This window comes from Bacillus sp. mrc49 (assembly GCF_002803435.1).
Window position 1 is genome coordinate 451,077 of sequence record NZ_PHNG01000800.1, and the last position, 17,914, is coordinate 468,990.

Below are 17,914 nucleotides of genomic sequence, written 5' to 3' on the forward strand. Positions count from 1 at the left end.
GTAAATTTAAGACGAGTAATGATACATATTTAGGAGGTTTTACCCGGAATGAATAAAATGGATGCAAACGAAATTATTTCTTTTATCTCAAATAGTAAAAAATCCACACCAGTCAAGGTATATGTCAAAGGTGATTTGGAAGGCATCGATTTTGGCGCAGCTTCGAAAACCTTCATTACAGGGAATACTGGGGTCGTATTCGGTGAATGGTCTGAAGTGGAAGAGGCAATCAAGTCGGCCGGAACGAAAATCGAGGATTATGTAGTAGAAAATGATCGCCGTAATTCTGCCATTCCTTTATTGGATCTAAAAGGAATCAAGGCGCGTATCGAGCCTGGTGCCATAATTCGTGATCAAGTGTCGATCGGGGACAATGCAGTCATCATGATGGGGGCTTCAATCAATATTGGCTCCGTCATTGGCGAGGGTACGATGATTGACATGAATGCGATCCTTGGCGGTCGTGCAACCGTTGGGAAAAACTGTCACGTCGGGGCAGGGGCTGTATTAGCAGGTGTCATCGAGCCTCCTTCCGCACAACCGGTCATATTGGAAGATGATGTGTTGATCGGAGCCAATGCGGTCGTTCTTGAAGGCGTTAAAATCGGCGAAGGATCCGTTGTAGCGGCTGGTGCTGTCGTAACGAAAGACGTTCCTCCATACTCTGTTGCTGCTGGCATTCCGGCTAGGGTCATCAAGCAAATTGATGAAAAAACGAAATCGAAAACAGAGATCATGCAAGAGCTTCGTCAACTTTAATTTCTTAATCGAATATTGTCTAAAGCGTGGATAATTTTATCCACGCTTTCTGTATAGGGAGGAAAATCGCGTGAAAATAAATCCTTTTGCCGAGATTCGGCGTGAATTGCATCAAATTCCGGAGATTGGATTCAAAGAATTCAAGACACAACAATATCTACTGAATTACATACAAAATTTACCCTCTGAGCGAATGGAAGTGAAAACTTGGAAAACCGGGATATTCGTCAAAGTGAGGGGAAGGAAACCGCGGAAAATGATTGGCTACAGAGCTGATATAGATGGACTGCCGATAAAAGAAGAGACGGACTTGCCCTTCGCCTCCACCCATGAGGAGTATATGCATGCATGCGGTCATGATTTTCATATGAGCATCAGTTTGGGTCTATTGACCCATTTTAGTGAAAGTCCGATTGATGATGACTTACTTTTCATTTTCCAGCCAGCGGAAGAGGGACCTGGCGGCGCCGAGCCGATGCTGAAATCGGAAGCGATGATTGAATGGAAGCCGGATATGATTCTTGCCTTGCACATTGCGCCGGAGTATCCGGTGGGGACGATTGCTGTTAAGGAAGGGCTTTTATTTGCCAATACATCCGAATTATTCATCGAATTAAAAGGCAAAGGCGGACATGCAGCGTACCCTCATGAAACAAGGGACATGGTCATCGCAGCCTGCTCGCTTGTAGGGCAGTTGCAAACCATCGTTTCCCGAAATGTCAATCCGCTTGATTCAGCCGTGATTACAGTTGGGAAAATCACAGGCGGGACGGTGCAAAACGTTATTGCGGAGACAGCGCGCCTGGAAGGTACGATACGCACGCTTAATCCGGAAACGATGATAAAGGTCAAGTCGAGGATAGAAGCGCTTGTGGAGGGCATGAAAGTGGGCTATGAATGCCTTGCGGAGATAGATTATGGGGCGATGTACCATCAAGTATATAATGAAGAACGATTGACCAGGGAATTCATGGAGTTTACAGAGGCGACAGCTGATGTTCATCTGCATCGCTGTACGGAAGCGATGACGGGTGAGGATTTTGGGTATATGTTAAAAGAGATACCAGGTTTCATGTTTTGGCTCGGGGTTTCATCGGAATTCGGATTGCACCATTCCAAGTTGAACCCTGATGAAAGGGCAATTGAACTTGCCATCAACCATATTGCCGATTATTTAACGTTCAAAGGGAACGAAGCGTAAAGATTATACGGAACACAGAGCAAAGAAAGATGTTGGAGGGCTTAAAGTGAAAAAAGAATTTGCTGTGATTGGACTGGGTCGCTTCGGCGGTAGTATAGTGAAGACATTAGCCGAAGAAGGATTGGGAGTGCTGGCCATCGATGCTGACGAAGATCGAGTGAATGAATTCGCAAGGATCGCTTCACATGCCGTAGTTGGAGATACGACAGATGAAAATGTGCTGAAAAACTTGGGAATTCGCAATTTCGATCACGTCATTGTAGCCATTGGCGAGAATATTCAGGCGAGTATATTGACGACGCTCATGCTGAAGGAGCTGGGAGTCGGCAATGTTACCGTGAAAGCGCAAAACGACTATCATGAGAAAGTTCTTCGGAAAATCGGGGCCGATTTTGTCGTGCATCCCGAACGTGACATGGGGAGAAGGATCGCCCATAATATCGTTTCCAATAATATCCTCGATTATTTGGAGCTGTCTGATGAACATTCCATCGTCGAAATAGTTGCAAGCCAGAAGATGAACGGAAACTCGATATTTGACCTTGATATCCGTGCCCACTATGGGCTGAATATCGTCGCGATAAAAAGAGGCAATGAAATCAACGTTTCCCCGCAGGCGAACGACTTGATTCATAAAGGGGATATATTGATCGTAATCGGCGCCGATTCCGATATCAACCGTTTTGAAAAGAAGATTGTGGAATAAGAAAGATTCTTGTGCCTGACTCAATGGGACGATTAAAAAGCCCAGCCATTTGAATGGCTGGGCTTTTTCCTGTTTATTGAACTTCCATGATGATCGGCAGGATCATCGGACGGCGTTTCGTTTTTTCATAAAGGAATGGAGACAATGTATCCGTTATTTCATTTTTAATTTCAGACCACTGTGTAGTCTTCCGATCCATCACTTTATTCAGATGCTTAGTGATCAAGGATTGGGCATCGCTGATCAGATCTCCTGATTCTCTCATATAAACAAAGCCGCGTGAGATGATGTCAGGACCCGAAGCAATTTTAAATTCCTTCATGTTGATGCTTACTACGACAACCACAAGGCCTTCTTCAGAAAGAATGCGACGGTCACGTAAAACGATGTTGCCGATATCCCCGATGCCGCTTCCATCGATGTAAACCGAACCAGAAGGGATTTTACCAGCGATTTGTGCGGTATTTTCACTTAAGGAAAGCACCTCACCGTTATCCATGATAAAACAGTTTTCCTCAAGAACTCCGCAATCGACTGCATGGCGTGCATGAAGTTTTTGCATCCGGTATTCGCCGTGGATCGGCATGAAGAATTTTGGCTTGATTAAACGCAGCATAAGCTTTTGTTCCTGCTGTCCGCCATGTCCTGATGTATGGATATCACTCAATGGTCCGGAAATGACTTCTGCACCCGCGCGATATAATTGATTGATCGTTCTGGAAACACTGATCGTGTTACCAGGAATAGGGGAAGAAGAAAATACGACTGTATCCCCAGGAATGATCTGGATTTGTCTGTGTGTCCCATTAGCAATTCTCGAAAGGGCTGCCATTGGTTCACCTTGGCTGCCTGTACAAAGGATGGTAACTTTGTTTGCGGGCATGCGATTTAATTGCTGTACGTCAATGAACGTATCTTTCGGCGCCACGATATAGCCAAGGTCTTGGCCTATTGATATGGCAGAGTCCATGCTGCGGCCAAAGACGGCAATTTTACGCCCATTTGCCACCGCTGCCTCCACAACTTGCTGAAGACGGTGAATGTTCGACGCGAATGTTGCGAAAATAATCCGGCCGTCCACCTTACGGAAAATGTCTTGAATGGTATCGCCGACACGGCTTTCGGACATAGTGAAATTCTGAACCTCACTATTCGTGCTGTCTGAAAGCAGGCATAATACGCCTTCTTTGCCGATTTCAGCCATCTTTGTCAAATTGGCCGGTTCTCCAACTGGAGTGAAGTCGAATTTAAAGTCACCAGTATGAACAATCTGTCCAGGCGGCGTCTTTACAACTATCCCGTAAGAATCCGGGATACTGTGGGTCGTCCTGAAGAAAGAAACGGAAGTCTTGCGGAACTTGATCACTTCATCTTCGCTGATTTCGATCATCGTCGTCTGACGTAAAAGGCCGTGTTCTTCCAATTTGTTGCGAAGCAACCCAAGTGCCAGCTTCCCGCCGTATACCGGGACATTCACTTTTCTAAGTAAATACGGTATCCCGCCAATATGGTCTTCATGGCCATGCGTGATGAAGACACCTTTAATTTTATCTACATTTTTCTCTAAATAGCTGTAGTCTGGAATCACATAGTCAATACCGAGAAGTTCATCTTCCGGAAATTTAATTCCAGCATCAATGACGATGATCTCGTCTTGAAACTGAACCGCGTATGTGTTCTTACCGATTTCGCCTAAACCGCCCAGGGCGAATACAGCTGTTTGATCATTTTTTACGAATTTCATAAATTATAGCTCCAATACTTTGTAATCTTCATTTTGTTTTTCATAGTCTAGATAGGCTCCCGTTACGGGCAGTACGATTTCTACGTTGTAAGGTTCCTTCTTTAATTTTAGACGAACGTCGCGAACGGATTCACCTTCAACAAACATCGTTTTCGTATTCTCCCTGATGGGAACCTCTGATATGGTTACTTGATAGTATACCTTAAAAACCATTTTAATCTCTCCTCACTTGTGTGCATTGCTTTTTTCATTATATATAAAAACAACAATTTTTACATGTTTTTCAACATCATGTAAAAATAAACCCAGCTCCGCCATGAAAACGGAAGGGGTTTTGCTGAACCAAATATACTAATGTCTGCCAAAGTATATAAAAAATAGATCGCCGGTCCGTTTAGTCCTCTATCCTCTATCCTAACCGTTTTTACTAGGTGTAAAACTTAAATCGGCAAAGAAAGTTTCGGACAGCACGTTTTCCGGCGATTTCAGCTTATCTCGATTACTGGAATGATCAATGTTTTCTTCCCGCCTAACGCAGCGTTTCAAGAAAGAATAACGGCCCATATTCGACACGAAATATGTATGGTACCCATTGGTTGGCTGTTACATGGCCAATGGAGAGAATGCTTAACAAGAACTTTACAACAAGGAAGAAGCCCTCCGCAAGTTTTTGAAGGGCTGTCCGAAAAAAATACGCAAATGGATGACGGCCATGGCAAAAAATGAATGGCGAATCATGCGATGGATTTTTTTCTTAAAAGATCATTCCACTGTTTTACAAGCTTTTTACGAAGCTTTTTTAACATGGCGATCACACTCCCTTAGTTATTATTGTATAGGATTATTCAATAATGTAAATATGTCTTTACAAGTACTTGGCCCATTATTTTTAAAAAAAGGCACGAACGACGGGTAACTGAGTTTGTGGGGGAGGAAGGAGAAATATTAAATGGAGGCCCTGGTAGGTGCTCCCTTAACGATAGTATATGCACGTCCCCGAATAAAAAACGTGACTTAGCGTGGAATTTGGCACAGTTACTTGACTTATCTTGATGACAATTATTAAATGGGTACATATTAGAAAAGGATAAATCCGAATGAATTGGAAGTGAATGATTAGTGAAAATCGTATTTTTTGATATTGACGGAACATTGCTCGATCATGACAAAAAGTTACCTGCCTCTACGAAAAAGGCGGTTAAGCAGCTGCAGGAAAGCGGGGTGTTTGTTGCGATTGCAACGGGAAGGGCTCCGTTCATGTTCGAATCATTGAGGGAAGAACTTGGCATCGATACGTTCGTGAGTTTCAATGGACAGTATGTCGTGTTTGAAGGGAAAATGGTTTATAAGAACCCGCTGAGCAAATCAGAGGTAAGGAAGCTTCACGATCATGCTGAGAAAAATGAAATCCCGATCGTCTTCATGAATGAAGAAACGATGAAATCAAGCGTGCCTCATCATGACCGAATCGAAGAGGCCATTAGCACCTTGAAATTCCCACATCCTGAGCATGTGGCCGATTTTTATGAGGATCATGAAATATATCAGGCATTATTATTTTGCTCCGAAGATGAAGAAACGGATTATGTAGGGAAATATGATGACTTCCATTTCATTAGATGGCATCCTTATTCAACAGACGTACTTCCGTTTGGAGGATCAAAAGCAGAAGGCATAAAAATATTAATGGAAAAAGTCGGGTTCGCGCTCGAAGATGTTTATGCCTTTGGAGATGGGTTAAATGATATTGAAATGCTAAAAGTAGCGGGCTATGGCGTGGCGATGGGGAATGCCGGCCAACTTGTGAAGCAGGAGGCTGACTTTGTAACGAAGGCTGTCGATGAGGATGGAATATTTTTTGGCTTGAAAGAACTTGAACTCATTTAAAAATAAAAACTCCCGTCGGACAACAGACGGGAGTTTTTCACACAAAAGGATCACCGTTCCACCGCGATCGAATGATCCGGCACGGCATAAGGGTCTTCCTTATTGATGCGATCATAAAACATGATTCCATTCAAATGGTCGATTTCATGCTGAAAGCAAATGGCTGGGATGCCTTTCAGCCGGAGCAGGACCGAATTTCCTTCCAAATCCGTACCTCCAACCGTAATTCTAGCATAACGTGGTACATAGCCTGAAACAGGCCGGTTAACGGAAAGGCAACCTTCTCCTGTAGTCAAGTATGCTTTCTCCACTGAATGGCTTAGGAGCTTAGGGTTGAAAAGCGCATAGCTGTACAGTTTATCATCCTTTTCTTTTAAATGAACCGCAATCATTCTTTTAGAAACATTCACCTGTGGTGCGGCCAAGCCAATTCCTGCACGCAGTCCGTATAGGGCGGCAATATCAGGCTTTTGGCTGTTTTGCACATATTCCATCAAGCTGGCCAAAAGCTGCTTATCGGCATCTGATGCCGGGAGAGGGACCTCCACTGCGACTTTCCTTAAGATAGGATCGTCTTCTTTAACAAAATCATCCATAGTAAGCATCGTTTTTCACCCCCATCGTACTGTCATTGATATGTATAGGGTTATTTTAACAAAAAACATGCCAAAAGTTAATGGAATGATCGGAACTATTAATAGCATGGGATAGGAAGCGAACCCTTGGGTAAATCCCTATCCCACCCATTGTTTTATTTTCGAGTTAAGGTCAAAAGAAAAAAGTACATCTTTTTTTGTGAATCAGGGTAAATAGATAACATTTTCGGGTAAAGGTAATAGTAATTATCTGTTTAGCATAAGCAAGCGCCGACGATGATGAGCAGGATGAAAAGGACGATGATCAGGGCGAAGCCGCATCCGAAGCCTCCACCGCCACCACATTGCTCACCATAGCCATAACTGGGTGCAGCTGAAACCGGATAACAACATTCCTGGTTGTAACCTCCATACATAATTTCATACCTCCGTATTTGTATTGTTTTTACTTGTTGACCACTCTGATTTGAAACGGTCCCTACAGCCTATGCAGTATGGTTTAAAGGGTGTAGGCTAACGCCCAGTAATGAAAAAATCCTGTTATGAATATGATTAGTACGAGGTCTGCTGCTATAACGGAAATTCAAAAGAAACTTAAATCTTCGAAGAACTTATCAGAAGGAGTTGTCTATATTGAAGCGTTTGGGCGCCATTGTTATTTTACTTTTTTCCACTACATTGATCATGTCCGGTTGTTTTAATGGTTCACCAGAGGAAAAAATCCAAAAGATTTTAGAAAAAACGGCAGAAAAGGAAAGTGATTTCAACGAACATCAGGAGCCGCTTAATGAATTGGAGAAAAAAGAAAAAGAGCAATATGAAAAAATTATAAAACTTGGAATGGATGAATATGAACAAATCGTAGAGCTATCAGATGAAGCGACCAAGAATCTTGAACAACGGGAAGCAATAATCGAAAAGGAACAAACTAGTATGCAGAACTCGAAAGAAGAATTTAAAAAGATAGATGAACAAATAGGTAAGATAGAGGATGAAAAAGTAAAAAAAGAAGCGACTGAAATGGAAAAGGTCATGACTGAACGTTACGATACATACGACAGCTTATATGAAGCCTACCGGCAAAGCCTGGATTATGATCGAGAATTATACGAGTTGTTCAAAAAAGAAGATTTGAAGATGGATGAATTGCAGGGTCAAATCAAGAAAATCAATACCTCATATGCAAAAGTGTTGAAAGCCAATAAGCAATTTAACGCTTTAACGGAAAAATCCAATCAAAAAAAAGAAAGTTTTTATGATTGTTCAGGCATAGAAATGGCTAATTCAACAAAAGAATAAATATTGATGGGCTGTGATTCTCACTCACAGCCCTTTTTTTGCATCAGGCTGAAATCAGGGTGTGCGAAAAAGTAAATCCAGCAAATCGTGAATATTCCAGGGCCTGTACTAAAAAAAATCAAATGTGTAAAATCTAACAGCATGATCAAATGAAAGCGTTTGATGATTTTTTCTGAATATTCCTCAAAATCACGAAAATGCCTTTAGTTCAAGGGATTTTTGAATTGCTGGTATGAGTGAGCGAAGGCAAATGATCCCCATTCTCCTACCCAAAATGAAAGAAAGCGCAATTTTAGTAATACAGTAATAAACCCAAAACTAATACAGAGATGCAAATCCTTTGTTGTTCGCACTATGGGTTTGAAAAAATAAGGAACTTCAAGACATTGACTGATGTTAATTCATCTTGTAAATTAATATTTGGATATCCCTTGTATCATTTTCCTTGATTTTTTTTATGGTACAGACTAAGATTGAAGCATATTAAGCGTATCCACGTTTGAGGGATTGGTCTTAAGGGAAAAATAATTCAATGGATTGTTGAAGAAGCTAAAAAGCAAACTATCTTTGCTTTATAGAAGAATAATCACAAACCTTTTTAATGAAAGGATGAGGTGCCAAATGGCTCAAAAAACTAAACAAGCTAAAATTAATGTTCAGGATCAGCTTAAGAAAGTGGAAGAACAATTTGAAACTTTTCAAATTATAAACGAAGAGGGAGAAGTCGTGAATGAAGCGGCAATGCCTGATTTAAGTGATGAGCAGCTGCAGGAATTAATGCGTCGTATGGTTTATACACGTATCTTGGATCAACGTTCAATCTCATTGAACCGCCAAGGACGGTTAGGATTCTATGCACCGACTGCCGGTCAAGAGGCTTCTCAAATCGCTTCGCAATATGCTTTGGAGAAAGAGGATTTCATTCTTCCTGGCTATCGTGATGTGCCGCAAATCGTTTGGCATGGCCTGCCGTTATGGCAAGCATTCCTATTCTCCCGCGGTCATTTCAAAGGAAATCAAATTCCTGAAGATGTTAATGTCATCTCACCGCAAATCATTATCGGCGCCCAATATATCCAAGCTGCCGGTGTAGCGCTTGGACTGAAAAAACGCGGTAAAAAAGCCGTAGCGATCACTTATACTGGTGATGGCGGAACTTCACAAGGTGACTTCTATGAAGGAATCAACTTTGCAGGTGCATTTAAAGCGCCAGCTATCTTCATCGTGCAAAATAACCGTTTTGCGATTTCAACTCCTGTTGACTTACAATCCGCAGCGAAAACATTGGCACAAAAGGGTGTAGCTGCTGGTATTCCAGGTATCCAAGTTGATGGAATGGATGCATTGGCCGTTTATACTGCCGTTAAGGAAGCCCGGGAACGTGCAATTAATGGTGAAGGCCCTACATTGATCGAAACATTGACGTACCGTTATGGACCACATACGATGGCTGGAGATGATCCGACACGCTACCGTACTTCCGACATGGATAATGAGTGGGAACTGAAAGACCCATTGGTTCGTTTCCGTAAGTTCTTGGAAAACAAAAAGCTTTGGAATGAAGAGTTGGAGAACGAAACGATAGAAAAGGCTAAAGAAGATATTAAAGAAGCAATCAAAAAGGCAGATGCAGAACCTAAGCAAAAAGTAACTGACCTTATCGAAAACATGTTTGAAGAAATGCCTTACAACCTAAAAGAACAATATGAAATTTATAAAGAGAAGGAGTCGAAGTAAGCCATGGCTCAATTGACGATGATCCAAGCAATTACAGAAGCATTACGTACAGAACTAAAAAATGACGAAAACGTACTCGTTTTTGGAGAAGATGTCGGTCTTAATGGCGGAGTATTCCGTGCAACGGAAAATCTTCAAAAAGAATTCGGCGAAGATCGTGTGTTTGACACTCCCCTTGCCGAATCTGGAATCGGTGGATTAGCGGTCGGTCTTTCTTTACAAGGTTTCCGTCCTGTTCCTGAAATTCAATTCTTCGGATTTATATATGAAGTAATGGACTCCGTAAGCGGTCAGCTTGCTCGTATGCGCTACCGTTCAGGCGGACGTTACAGTGCGCCTGTTACGATTCGTTCACCATTCGGAGGCGGAGTGCATACTCCGGAAATGCATGCGGATAGCTTAGAAGGTTTAATGGCCCAGCAACCAGGGTTAAAGGTAGTTATCCCTTCAACTCCTTACGATGCAAAAGGCTTATTGATTTCGGCAATTCGTGATAACGATCCTGTCATTTTCCTTGAGCACATGAAATTGTACCGCTCGTTCCGTCAGGAAGTGCCTGAAGAAGAGTATACAATTCCGTTAGGAAAAGCGGATGTGAAAAGAGAAGGAACGGATTTATCCATCATAACTTACGGTGCGATGGTACAAGAATCCATCAAGGCAGCGGAAGAATTGGCCAAGGATGGTCATTCTGTTGAGGTCGTCGACTTAAGGACTGTATCTCCACTTGATATTGACACGATCATTGCTTCCGTAGAAAAAACGGGACGCGCCATCGTTGTTCAAGAAGCGCAAAAACAAGCTGGTATAGCAGCGAATGTTGTTGCAGAGATTAACGAACGTGCCATCTTAAGCTTGGATGCTCCTGTATTGCGAGTGGCGGCTGCTGATACGGTATTCCCGTTCTCTCAAGCTGAAACAGTATGGCTCCCTAATTATAAAGACATTATGGAAACGGCGACTAAAGTCTTAACGTTTTAACTTAATCTTGAGTAATGCGAATGAAAGTGCTTGCTTAAGAAAGAATTAGCATGTATGAAATGCAAGATAAAGGACTTTATTCGAAGCACTAAGTATGATTTAATATAGGAGGTTGAACTCAGTGGCATTCCAATTTAGACTCCCAGATATCGGAGAAGGTATACACGAAGGTGAAATAGTGAAATGGTTTGTAAAACCAGGAGATAAGATTCAAGAAGATGACGTGCTTTGCGAGGTTCAAAACGATAAAGCCGTTGTAGAAATTCCATCTCCCGTTGAAGGTACCGTGGAAGAAATCCTTGTTGAAGAAGGAACGGTTGCCGTTGTTGGTGATGTTCTTGTAAAATTTGATGCTCCAGGATATGAAAATCTTCAGTTCAAAGGGGATCATGGAGACGAAGAGAAGGCTGAAGGCGATAAGGATACGGAGGCTCAGGTTCAAGCTACTGCTGAAGCTGGACAAGAAGTCAAGAAAGAGGCTGCTCCGGATCAAGCCAATAGTGCAGAAACGGGCGCAGGAGCACAACCACAGGTTGAGGTGGATCCTTCACGTCGTATCATCGCCATGCCTTCTGTTAGGAAATATGCACGCGAACAAGGGGTAAACATTCGTGAGGTTGCTGGTTCCGGGGATAACGGCCGTATCATGAAAGAAGACATCGATGCGTTCAAAAATGGCAAATCCGCTCCACAGCAGCCAGCAGCTGAAAGTGAAGCTTCACAACAACAAAGTGAAAAGGAAACGACTGAAAAAGCTAAAGTGTCCATTCCAGAAGGTCAATATCCTGAAACTCGCGAGAAAATGAGCGGCATGAGAAAAGCGATCGCTAAAGCGATGGTTAAATCCAAGCAGACAGCTCCACATGTAACATTGATGGATGAAATCGATGTGACGTTACTCGTCGCTCACCGCAAGAAATTCAAGGATGTTGCCGCTGCAAAAGGAATTAAGCTTACATTCCTTCCTTATGTTGTTAAAGCGTTAACAAGTGCATTGCGTGAATTCCCTATGCTTAACACATCATTTGATGATGAGGCTAGTGAGATTATCCATAAACACTATTACAATATCGGAATTGCGGCAGATACAGACAAAGGCTTGCTCGTTCCTGTTGTTAAAGATGCAGATCGTAAATCACCTTTTGCTATTTCACAAGAAATCAATGAATTAGCCACAAAAGCTCGTGATGGAAAATTGGCACCTAACGAAATGAAAGGTGCATCATGCTCGATCACGAATATCGGTTCAGCAGGCGGCCAATGGTTCACACCTGTAATCAATCACCCAGAAGTTGCCATTCTAGGTATTGGACGCATTGCCGAAAAAGCAATTGTACGCGACGGGGAAATTATCGCCGCTCCAGTTCTGGCATTATCACTGAGCTTTGATCACCGCATGATTGATGGAGCAACTGCTCAAAATGCATTGAATCATATCAAAAAGTTATTGAACGACCCAGAATTATTGTTAATGGAGGCGTAAATAATGGTTGTAGGAGATTTTCCAATCGAAACAGATACTTTAGTGATCGGTTCAGGCCCAGGGGGATATGTTGCAGCAATTCGTGCAGCACAGCTTGGACAAAAAGTTACGGTCGTTGAAAAAGGAACAATCGGCGGAGTTTGTTTGAATGTAGGCTGTATTCCATCGAAAGCTTTAATTTCGGCGGGACACCGTTTCCATGAAGCTCAGCATTCAGAAGACATGGGGATCTTTGCAGAAAAAGTTTCTGTTGATTTTTCTAAAGTACAAGCTTGGAAAGGTACTGTTGTCAAAAAATTAACGGGCGGCGTCAGCGGCCTGCTAAAAGGAAATAACGTGGAAGTTGTAACAGGCGAAGCGTATTTCGTTGATGAAAACAGCATCCGTGTTATGAATGAAGACTCAGCCCAAACATATACATTTAAAAACGCAATCATCGCCACTGGTTCATCACCAATCGAGATTCCGTCATTTAAATATACGAAACGCGTAATTAACTCTACTGGTGCCCTTGCTTTGGATGAAGTTCCAAAATCAATGGTAGTAATCGGCGGAGGCTACATCGGTACGGAGCTTGGCGGAGCATTCGCAAGCTTTGGCACTAAAGTGACCATTCTTGAAGGCACGGAAGAAATTCTTTCAGCTGGTTTCGAAAAACAAATGGCAGCACTTGTTAAACGTAACCTTAAAAACAAAGGTGCTGAAATTGTTACGAAAGCAAATGCCAAAGGCGTGGAAGAAACCGAAACAGGCGTAACCGTTACTTATGAAGCAAAAGGCGAAGAGAAAAAAGTCGAAGCTGATTACGTATTGGTTACTGTGGGACGTCGTCCTAATACTGCCGAAATCGGTCTTGAGCAAGTCGGAATCAAAATGACGGATCGCGGTTTGATCGAAACGGATAAACAATGCCGTACAAGCGTGAAAAACATCTATGCGATCGGTGATATCGTTTCTGGACCTCAATTGGCTCATAAAGCTTCTTATGAAGGTAAAATTGCAGCCGAAGCCATTGCAGGACATTCATCAGAAATCGACTACCTTGCCATTCCGGCTGTTGTATTCTCTGAACCGGAACTTGCATCTGTCGGCTATAATGAAAAAGAAGCGAAGGAAGCTGGAATTGAAGCGCTTGCTTCCAAGTTCCCATTCGCTGCAAATGGACGTGCTCTATCCTTAAACAATACTGATGGATTTGTGAAGCTTATCACTCGCAAAGAAGATGGATTGGTTATTGGAGCACAAATCGCAGGGCCGAACGCATCTGATATGATCGCGGAACTTGGCTTGGCCATCGAAGCAGGAATGACTGCCGAAGATATCGCGATGACGATCCATGCGCACCCAACTTTAGGGGAAATTACAATGGAAGCTGCTGAAGTGGCCCTTGGAACTCCTATTCATATCATTAAATAATTTAATCAGATAGTAGCGTGCTGCCCTTGCAGCACGCTTTTTTTCATTAGATTGGTCCATGAAAAAGGAATGCACCCGCCAATTCGAGATTTTCTTTACACTATTTAAATGAAAAGGACAAAATGGGCATAAGCTATATAAAGGGCTTTTTACTTTTTTTCTCCAAAAGGTTTGAATATGGAAAAAGAGGATAAAAAATAAGATGGGCAATGTGCGAATATAAAGTTATTGCTCATGACATGAGTAGGCCTGATGTATTCATTTGAAAATGGGGTGGATCACTTGAAAAATTATCTGGTAATCCTCTTTCAACTAATCGTATGGAGCGGCTATACACTGGTTGAATGGCTTTCTGTTAATGATCGGTTTGTCTTCAAGGTTTTCATGTTTTTGGTCTTTTCATATTTGGCCATTTACATTGGTAAAATGATTTTGAAATCCAATAAGCGAACCATGCTTATAACTGTGATCAGCCTATTATGCTACGGGCTGTTACAAATCCTTTTAGAGACATTAGTACCCGTTTATTGAATTTTTTGCAGGGCCTGCAAAGACACAAAACCACGGAGGTATCATGTTCAACAAAGTTTTAGTTTTGTTAGCGAGTGTAGCCATTTTATTGATCGCTTGTACTGGCCAAGATTCCGATCACGCGGAAAAAGAGAAGAATAAAAGCGTGGAAACGGCAGCGTCCGTCCGAGATGAAAGCCAGCAAGAGAAAAAAGAACAAGAAGAAGCACCTAAGACGAATGCGGAAGAGAAAGTTAAGGCAGAATACCGGGTCAATAAAGATACTTGGTCATTTGAACCGATAGGGGACGCAGATCCGAAGGTTGTTCTGTTGACATTTGATGATGCTCCTGATAAATATTCGCTAGAAATAGCCAAAACCCTTCATCGACTTAAGGTTCCAGCGATATTTTTCGTCAATGGCCATTTTCTTGAAAATGATGAAAATAAAGCGATGCTGAAAGAAATTCATGAACTAGGTTTTCCCATCGGCAACCATACATATTCCCATGTGAATTTAAAAGAATTGACCGAAAAGGAACAAGAGAGGGAAATCGTTAAACTGAATAATTTGGTTGAGGGCATTATCGGGGAACGCCCTAAGTATTTCAGGGCGCCGTTTGGTTCGAATACCGATCATTCAAGAAAAGTTGCTGAGGAAGAAAAAATGTTGGTCATGAATTGGACATATGGATATGATTGGGAAAAGGAATATCAGGACAAAAAGGCCTTAACAGAAATCATGTTGAACAGTCCTTATTTAGGAAATGGTGCGAACCTTCTAATGCATGACCGAAAATGGACGAGTGAAGCGATTGAGGAGATCGTGAAAGGTTTTCAAAAGAAAGGCTATAAGATGCTTGATCCTGACTTGATTGAGACACCTGCATGAGCTGGCTTTCAGCTTTTGCAGGTTTTTTCATTTTCTTGGATAGTAGTACATCACGCGATTATTAAAGAGATGAAGCTGCGCCTTTAATTTTTTTGCGAGGAACTTGCATAATTCATTTGCTTTCCCTTTATCCCCGAAGGTTGCTGTTTCCGGAAGGGTGAATTGGATATAAGATTGGATTCGCTCCAATCCGTCTTCATCCTTGATCACTTCCTGGTCTACACCGATCAAGATCATATGGTAACGATCTTCTTTGGCTTGGAGATATATGGCCTTGTCTTTCATTTTTTCAGGTTCCCTCATTTCATAAGGAAAAGCTTTCTTATCGTAGTCCCAATCCAGTTGCTTTCCTGTTTTTGCCGTGATCATTTGATAATAGGTCAGCAATTCCTTTACATCCTCGATGGTAACGGTCGCTTTGACTGATTCGGGAACTAGCTTGATATACGCATTTTCTGCCATTCGGATCCCCCTTATTCGTTCGCTTTTACCATTATATTAACATTTTTTGGTTGATTTATATACTTATCTATATGTATATTTAAAAGTAAAATTACTTTTACCCTTTTTTTGGAAAGAAAGGGAGGGCGAAACTTTCAATGGTATTAACTGCTGCTCATTGCTTTACCAGCAGGATTGGAATACCCGTATGCAGCAAACATTCCCTGATCCGATAAAATGATTATGTCATACTTTTTGGCTTGATATTATAAATGTGTTATATTATAATTCATTTAAAGCGGTTACATTAATGGAATGTTGCATACAATATAGAGGAAGGGGTTGTAAAAATGGGAACTATCGTATGTCAAACTTGCAATAGCACGATTGAACATTTTGAAGATGAAAAAGTAAGTGTACTTTATACACACAATCACAACTGCCAAAGCTGTGATACAGCTGCCTCTCAGGAATAATACCGAAAACCTTCGATGAGATTAATAGAATTCAAGAGTGCTCCGCGACTTTATGGTCTGGAGCACTTTTTTTGAACAATCGATAGGCTGCTGCGCCATTTTAATGCTGACTATATGAAAAAAACCAGGGCGGTCAACCGCTCTGGTTTGTGTATTCAATCAGTTCTTTATGATGCGTAAATATTTTATTTCTGGATCCTCTGGACCTTGAACAGGCAGGCCCGCCTCGATGTTTTTTTGGATATAACTGATATTATCTTCCGTGATCAGTTCACCAGGAATAAAGATCGGGATGCCCGGCGGATATACCATGATGAATTCAGCACTGATTTTTCCGACGGATTCCTCGATCGGCACCACTACGGTTTCGGCATAAAATGCCTCCCTTGGCGATAGGGCAAGCGGTGGTGTATCAGGAAGGAGCACTTCGATTTTTTCATGTTCAGCCGCCATTTCCTTAAACTCATCCGAAAGGTCCTTCAAGGCAGCGATCAGAAGATCCGCTTCCGTTTTTGAGTCTCCTGGTGTAATCAGGCAAAGGATATTATACAAATCGGAAAGTTCCACTTCGATATTATGCTTCTCACGTAGCCATTTCTCGACGTCGTATCCGGTAATGTTCAATTCCTTGATGGAAATGATCAGTTTTGTAGGGTCATAGCTAAAGGCAGCCTTGCTTCCGAGAATTTCGCTGCCGACACAGTATAGATAAGGGATCTCATTTACGGCCTCCCTGATGTACCCTGCAAGGTTGATGGCCTCTTCGATCATTTCCCTGCCTACGGTCGCTAGCTGCCTCCTAGCCGTGTCCAGGGAAGCTAGAAGGATGTAGGAGGTTGAGGTAGTAGTGAGCATGCTTAAAATCGCTTGAACTCGATTTGCGGAAACCAATCCATCTCTCACATTTAAAATCGAACTTCCTGTCAGCGAACCACCAAGTTTATGAACACTCGTTGCGGCCATATCGGCCCCAGCCTGCATGGCTGACATGGGCAAGTCTTCATGGAAGTGGATATGGACTCCGTGTGCTTCATCAACGAGGACAGGGATTTCGTAGGAATGGGCAATTTCGACGATTTTTTGCAAATCAGCTGAAATGCCGAAATAGGTAGGATTGATTACAAGCAATCCTTTTGCATCACTATGCTCTTTTAACGTTTTTTCAACGGCATCGAGGGTGATACCGTGTGAAATGCCGAGATCTTTATCTATTTCAGGGTTGATGAAAACGGGAACGGCTCCGGAAAAGACAATCGCAGACATGACGGATTTATGTACGTTCCTTGGTACGATGATTTTATCCCCAGGACCGCATACCGTCATGACCATCGTCATGATAGCTCCGCTTGTTCCTTGAACGGAAAAGAACGTGTGGTCGGCCCCGAAAGCTTGGGCAGCCAGATCTTGTGCTTGTTTAATGATCCCTTTTGGCTGATGGAGATCATCGAGCGGAGCGATATTGATTAAATCTATGGATAATGCATTTTCTCCAATGAATTCACGGAAATCGGCGTCCATTCCTTTTCCTTTTTTATGACCTGGAATATGGAATTGAACGGGATTTTTTTTGGCATGCTGCAATAAGGCAGTGTATAAGGGTGTTTCATTCTGTGACAATTCTTTGTGGCCCCTTTTCAATATAGTAGGTACAAATATGGGGAGGAAGACTCCCATTCTATAAAATGATCGAATGTTTCTCCAATTTTGCAACCATATGAATGGTGGTAGCTATGGAAAGACATAAAACAAATGAATTATAGCACGTCTTATAATAAATGCCTAGCAT

Annotated in this window: 17 protein-coding genes; 11 read left to right on the forward strand and 6 right to left on the reverse strand. The window is 42.2% G+C overall.

The genetic code is table 11. The features are described 5' to 3' along the window. The first annotated feature begins 48 nt into the window (after positions 1-48). The 3 genes from dapD to CVN76_RS28530 all read left to right on the forward strand — a co-directional run bounded on the left by dapD (position 49) and on the right by CVN76_RS28530 (position 2,666). Positions 49-759 carry a 2,3,4,5-tetrahydropyridine-2,6-dicarboxylate N-acetyltransferase gene (gene dapD, locus CVN76_RS28520; protein ID WP_100533990.1) on the forward strand — a complete coding sequence of 237 codons (711 nt, stop codon included), beginning with the start codon at positions 49-51 and terminating at the stop codon, positions 757-759. Between the two features lie 70 nt (positions 760-829). Beyond that, positions 830-1,960 (forward strand): N-acetyldiaminopimelate deacetylase, encoded by a 1,131-nt coding sequence (locus tag CVN76_RS28525; protein ID WP_442857611.1) that lies wholly within the window; start codon positions 830-832, stop codon positions 1,958-1,960. 46 nt (positions 1,961-2,006) lie between these two features. Then, positions 2,007-2,666 carry a potassium channel family protein gene (locus CVN76_RS28530; RefSeq protein ID WP_061144119.1) on the forward strand — a complete coding sequence of 220 codons (660 nt, stop codon included), beginning with the start codon at positions 2,007-2,009 and terminating at the stop codon, positions 2,664-2,666. Between the two features lie 73 nt (positions 2,667-2,739). On the opposite strand, the gene rnjA is transcribed toward CVN76_RS28530, so the two are convergent. Together rnjA and CVN76_RS28540 are read right to left on the reverse strand one after the other, a co-directional pair. Beyond that, positions 2,740-4,410: a ribonuclease J1 gene (gene rnjA, locus CVN76_RS28535; RefSeq protein WP_061144118.1), complete on the reverse strand. Its 1,671-nt coding sequence runs from the start codon at positions 4,408-4,410 to the stop codon at positions 2,740-2,742. A gap of 3 nt (positions 4,411-4,413) precedes the next feature. Next, a complete protein-coding gene (locus CVN76_RS28540; protein WP_061144117.1) occupies positions 4,414-4,623 on the reverse strand; it encodes a DNA-dependent RNA polymerase subunit epsilon in 210 nt (69 codons plus the stop codon). A 906-nt stretch (positions 4,624-5,529) separates the two neighbouring features. On the opposite strand from CVN76_RS28540, the gene CVN76_RS28545 reads away from it, so the two are divergent. Then, positions 5,530-6,297 (forward strand): Cof-type HAD-IIB family hydrolase, encoded by a 768-nt coding sequence (locus tag CVN76_RS28545; RefSeq protein ID WP_100533991.1) that lies wholly within the window; start codon positions 5,530-5,532, stop codon positions 6,295-6,297. A 50-nt stretch (positions 6,298-6,347) separates the two neighbouring features. Here the strand turns inward: CVN76_RS28545 and def are convergent, their stop codons facing one another. Both def and CVN76_RS32510 read right to left on the reverse strand, forming a co-directional pair. Beyond that, positions 6,348-6,902: a peptide deformylase gene (def, locus tag CVN76_RS28550; RefSeq protein WP_061144115.1), complete on the reverse strand. Its 555-nt coding sequence runs from the start codon at positions 6,900-6,902 to the stop codon at positions 6,348-6,350. Between the two features lie 245 nt (positions 6,903-7,147). After that, entirely contained in the window at positions 7,148-7,309 is a 162-nt protein-coding gene (locus tag CVN76_RS32510) for a YjcZ family sporulation protein (protein WP_061144114.1), read from the reverse strand. A gap of 217 nt (positions 7,310-7,526) precedes the next feature. On the opposite strand from CVN76_RS32510, the gene CVN76_RS28560 reads away from it, so the two are divergent. The 6 genes from CVN76_RS28560 (at position 7,527) to CVN76_RS28590 (ending at position 15,211) form a co-directional block, all read left to right on the forward strand. Next, entirely contained in the window at positions 7,527-8,192 is a 666-nt protein-coding gene (locus tag CVN76_RS28560) for a YkyA family protein (RefSeq protein ID WP_232732498.1), read from the forward strand. A 621-nt stretch (positions 8,193-8,813) separates the two neighbouring features. Then, the gene (gene pdhA, locus CVN76_RS28565; protein WP_061144112.1) at positions 8,814-9,929 is read left to right on the forward strand and encodes a pyruvate dehydrogenase (acetyl-transferring) E1 component subunit alpha; all 1,116 of its coding nucleotides are present in this window, start codon (positions 8,814-8,816) and stop codon (positions 9,927-9,929) included. A 3-nt stretch (positions 9,930-9,932) separates the two neighbouring features. Further along, positions 9,933-10,910, forward strand: coding sequence for an alpha-ketoacid dehydrogenase subunit beta (locus CVN76_RS28570; protein WP_061144111.1), 978 nt, complete (start codon positions 9,933-9,935; stop codon positions 10,908-10,910). Between the two features lie 121 nt (positions 10,911-11,031). Beyond that, the gene (locus CVN76_RS28575; RefSeq protein ID WP_100533992.1) at positions 11,032-12,393 is read left to right on the forward strand and encodes a dihydrolipoamide acetyltransferase family protein; all 1,362 of its coding nucleotides are present in this window, start codon (positions 11,032-11,034) and stop codon (positions 12,391-12,393) included. Between the two features lie 3 nt (positions 12,394-12,396). Further along, positions 12,397-13,809, forward strand: a complete 1,413-nt coding sequence (gene lpdA, locus CVN76_RS28580; RefSeq protein WP_061144109.1) for a dihydrolipoyl dehydrogenase — start codon at positions 12,397-12,399, stop codon at positions 13,807-13,809. Positions 13,810-14,383: 574 nt separating this feature from the next. Beyond that, positions 14,384-15,211, forward strand: coding sequence for a polysaccharide deacetylase family protein (locus tag CVN76_RS28590; protein WP_100533993.1), 828 nt, complete (start codon positions 14,384-14,386; stop codon positions 15,209-15,211). A 27-nt stretch (positions 15,212-15,238) separates the two neighbouring features. Here the strand turns inward: CVN76_RS28590 and CVN76_RS28595 are convergent, their stop codons facing one another. Then, entirely contained in the window at positions 15,239-15,673 is a 435-nt protein-coding gene (locus CVN76_RS28595; RefSeq protein ID WP_100533994.1) for a DUF1885 family protein, read from the reverse strand. A 329-nt stretch (positions 15,674-16,002) separates the two neighbouring features. Between CVN76_RS28595 and CVN76_RS28600 the strand changes: the two genes are divergently transcribed. Beyond that, complete coding sequence (locus tag CVN76_RS28600; RefSeq protein ID WP_081092558.1) at positions 16,003-16,128, forward strand: GapA-binding peptide SR1P; 126 nt, start codon at positions 16,003-16,005, stop codon at positions 16,126-16,128. Between the two features lie 159 nt (positions 16,129-16,287). Here the strand turns inward: CVN76_RS28600 and CVN76_RS28605 are convergent, their stop codons facing one another. Beyond that, positions 16,288-17,745 (reverse strand): aminotransferase class I/II-fold pyridoxal phosphate-dependent enzyme, encoded by a 1,458-nt coding sequence (locus tag CVN76_RS28605; RefSeq protein ID WP_100533995.1) that lies wholly within the window; start codon positions 17,743-17,745, stop codon positions 16,288-16,290. Positions 17,746-17,914 lie beyond the last annotated feature (169 nt).

Coding starts and splice junctions, on each gene's coding strand:
- rnjA (WP_061144118.1), bottom strand. CDS start 4,410: ATGAAATTCGTAAAAAATGATCAAACAGCTGTATTCGCCCTGGGCGGT.
- CVN76_RS28590 (WP_100533993.1), top strand. CDS start 14,384: ATGTTCAACAAAGTTTTAGTTTTGTTAGCGAGTGTAGCCATTTTATTG.
- CVN76_RS28540 (WP_061144117.1), bottom strand. CDS start 4,623: ATGGTTTTTAAGGTATACTATCAAGTAACCATATCAGAGGTTCCCATC.
- CVN76_RS28595 (WP_100533994.1), bottom strand. CDS start 15,673: ATGGCAGAAAATGCGTATATCAAGCTAGTTCCCGAATCAGTCAAAGCG.
- dapD (WP_100533990.1), top strand. CDS start 49: ATGAATAAAATGGATGCAAACGAAATTATTTCTTTTATCTCAAATAGT.
- CVN76_RS28570 (WP_061144111.1), top strand. CDS start 9,933: ATGGCTCAATTGACGATGATCCAAGCAATTACAGAAGCATTACGTACA.
- def (WP_061144115.1), bottom strand. CDS start 6,902: ATGCTTACTATGGATGATTTTGTTAAAGAAGACGATCCTATCTTAAGG.
- lpdA (WP_061144109.1), top strand. CDS start 12,397: ATGGTTGTAGGAGATTTTCCAATCGAAACAGATACTTTAGTGATCGGT.
- pdhA (WP_061144112.1), top strand. CDS start 8,814: ATGGCTCAAAAAACTAAACAAGCTAAAATTAATGTTCAGGATCAGCTT.
- CVN76_RS32510 (WP_061144114.1), bottom strand. CDS start 7,309: ATGTATGGAGGTTACAACCAGGAATGTTGTTATCCGGTTTCAGCTGCA.
- CVN76_RS28600 (WP_081092558.1), top strand. CDS start 16,003: ATGGGAACTATCGTATGTCAAACTTGCAATAGCACGATTGAACATTTT.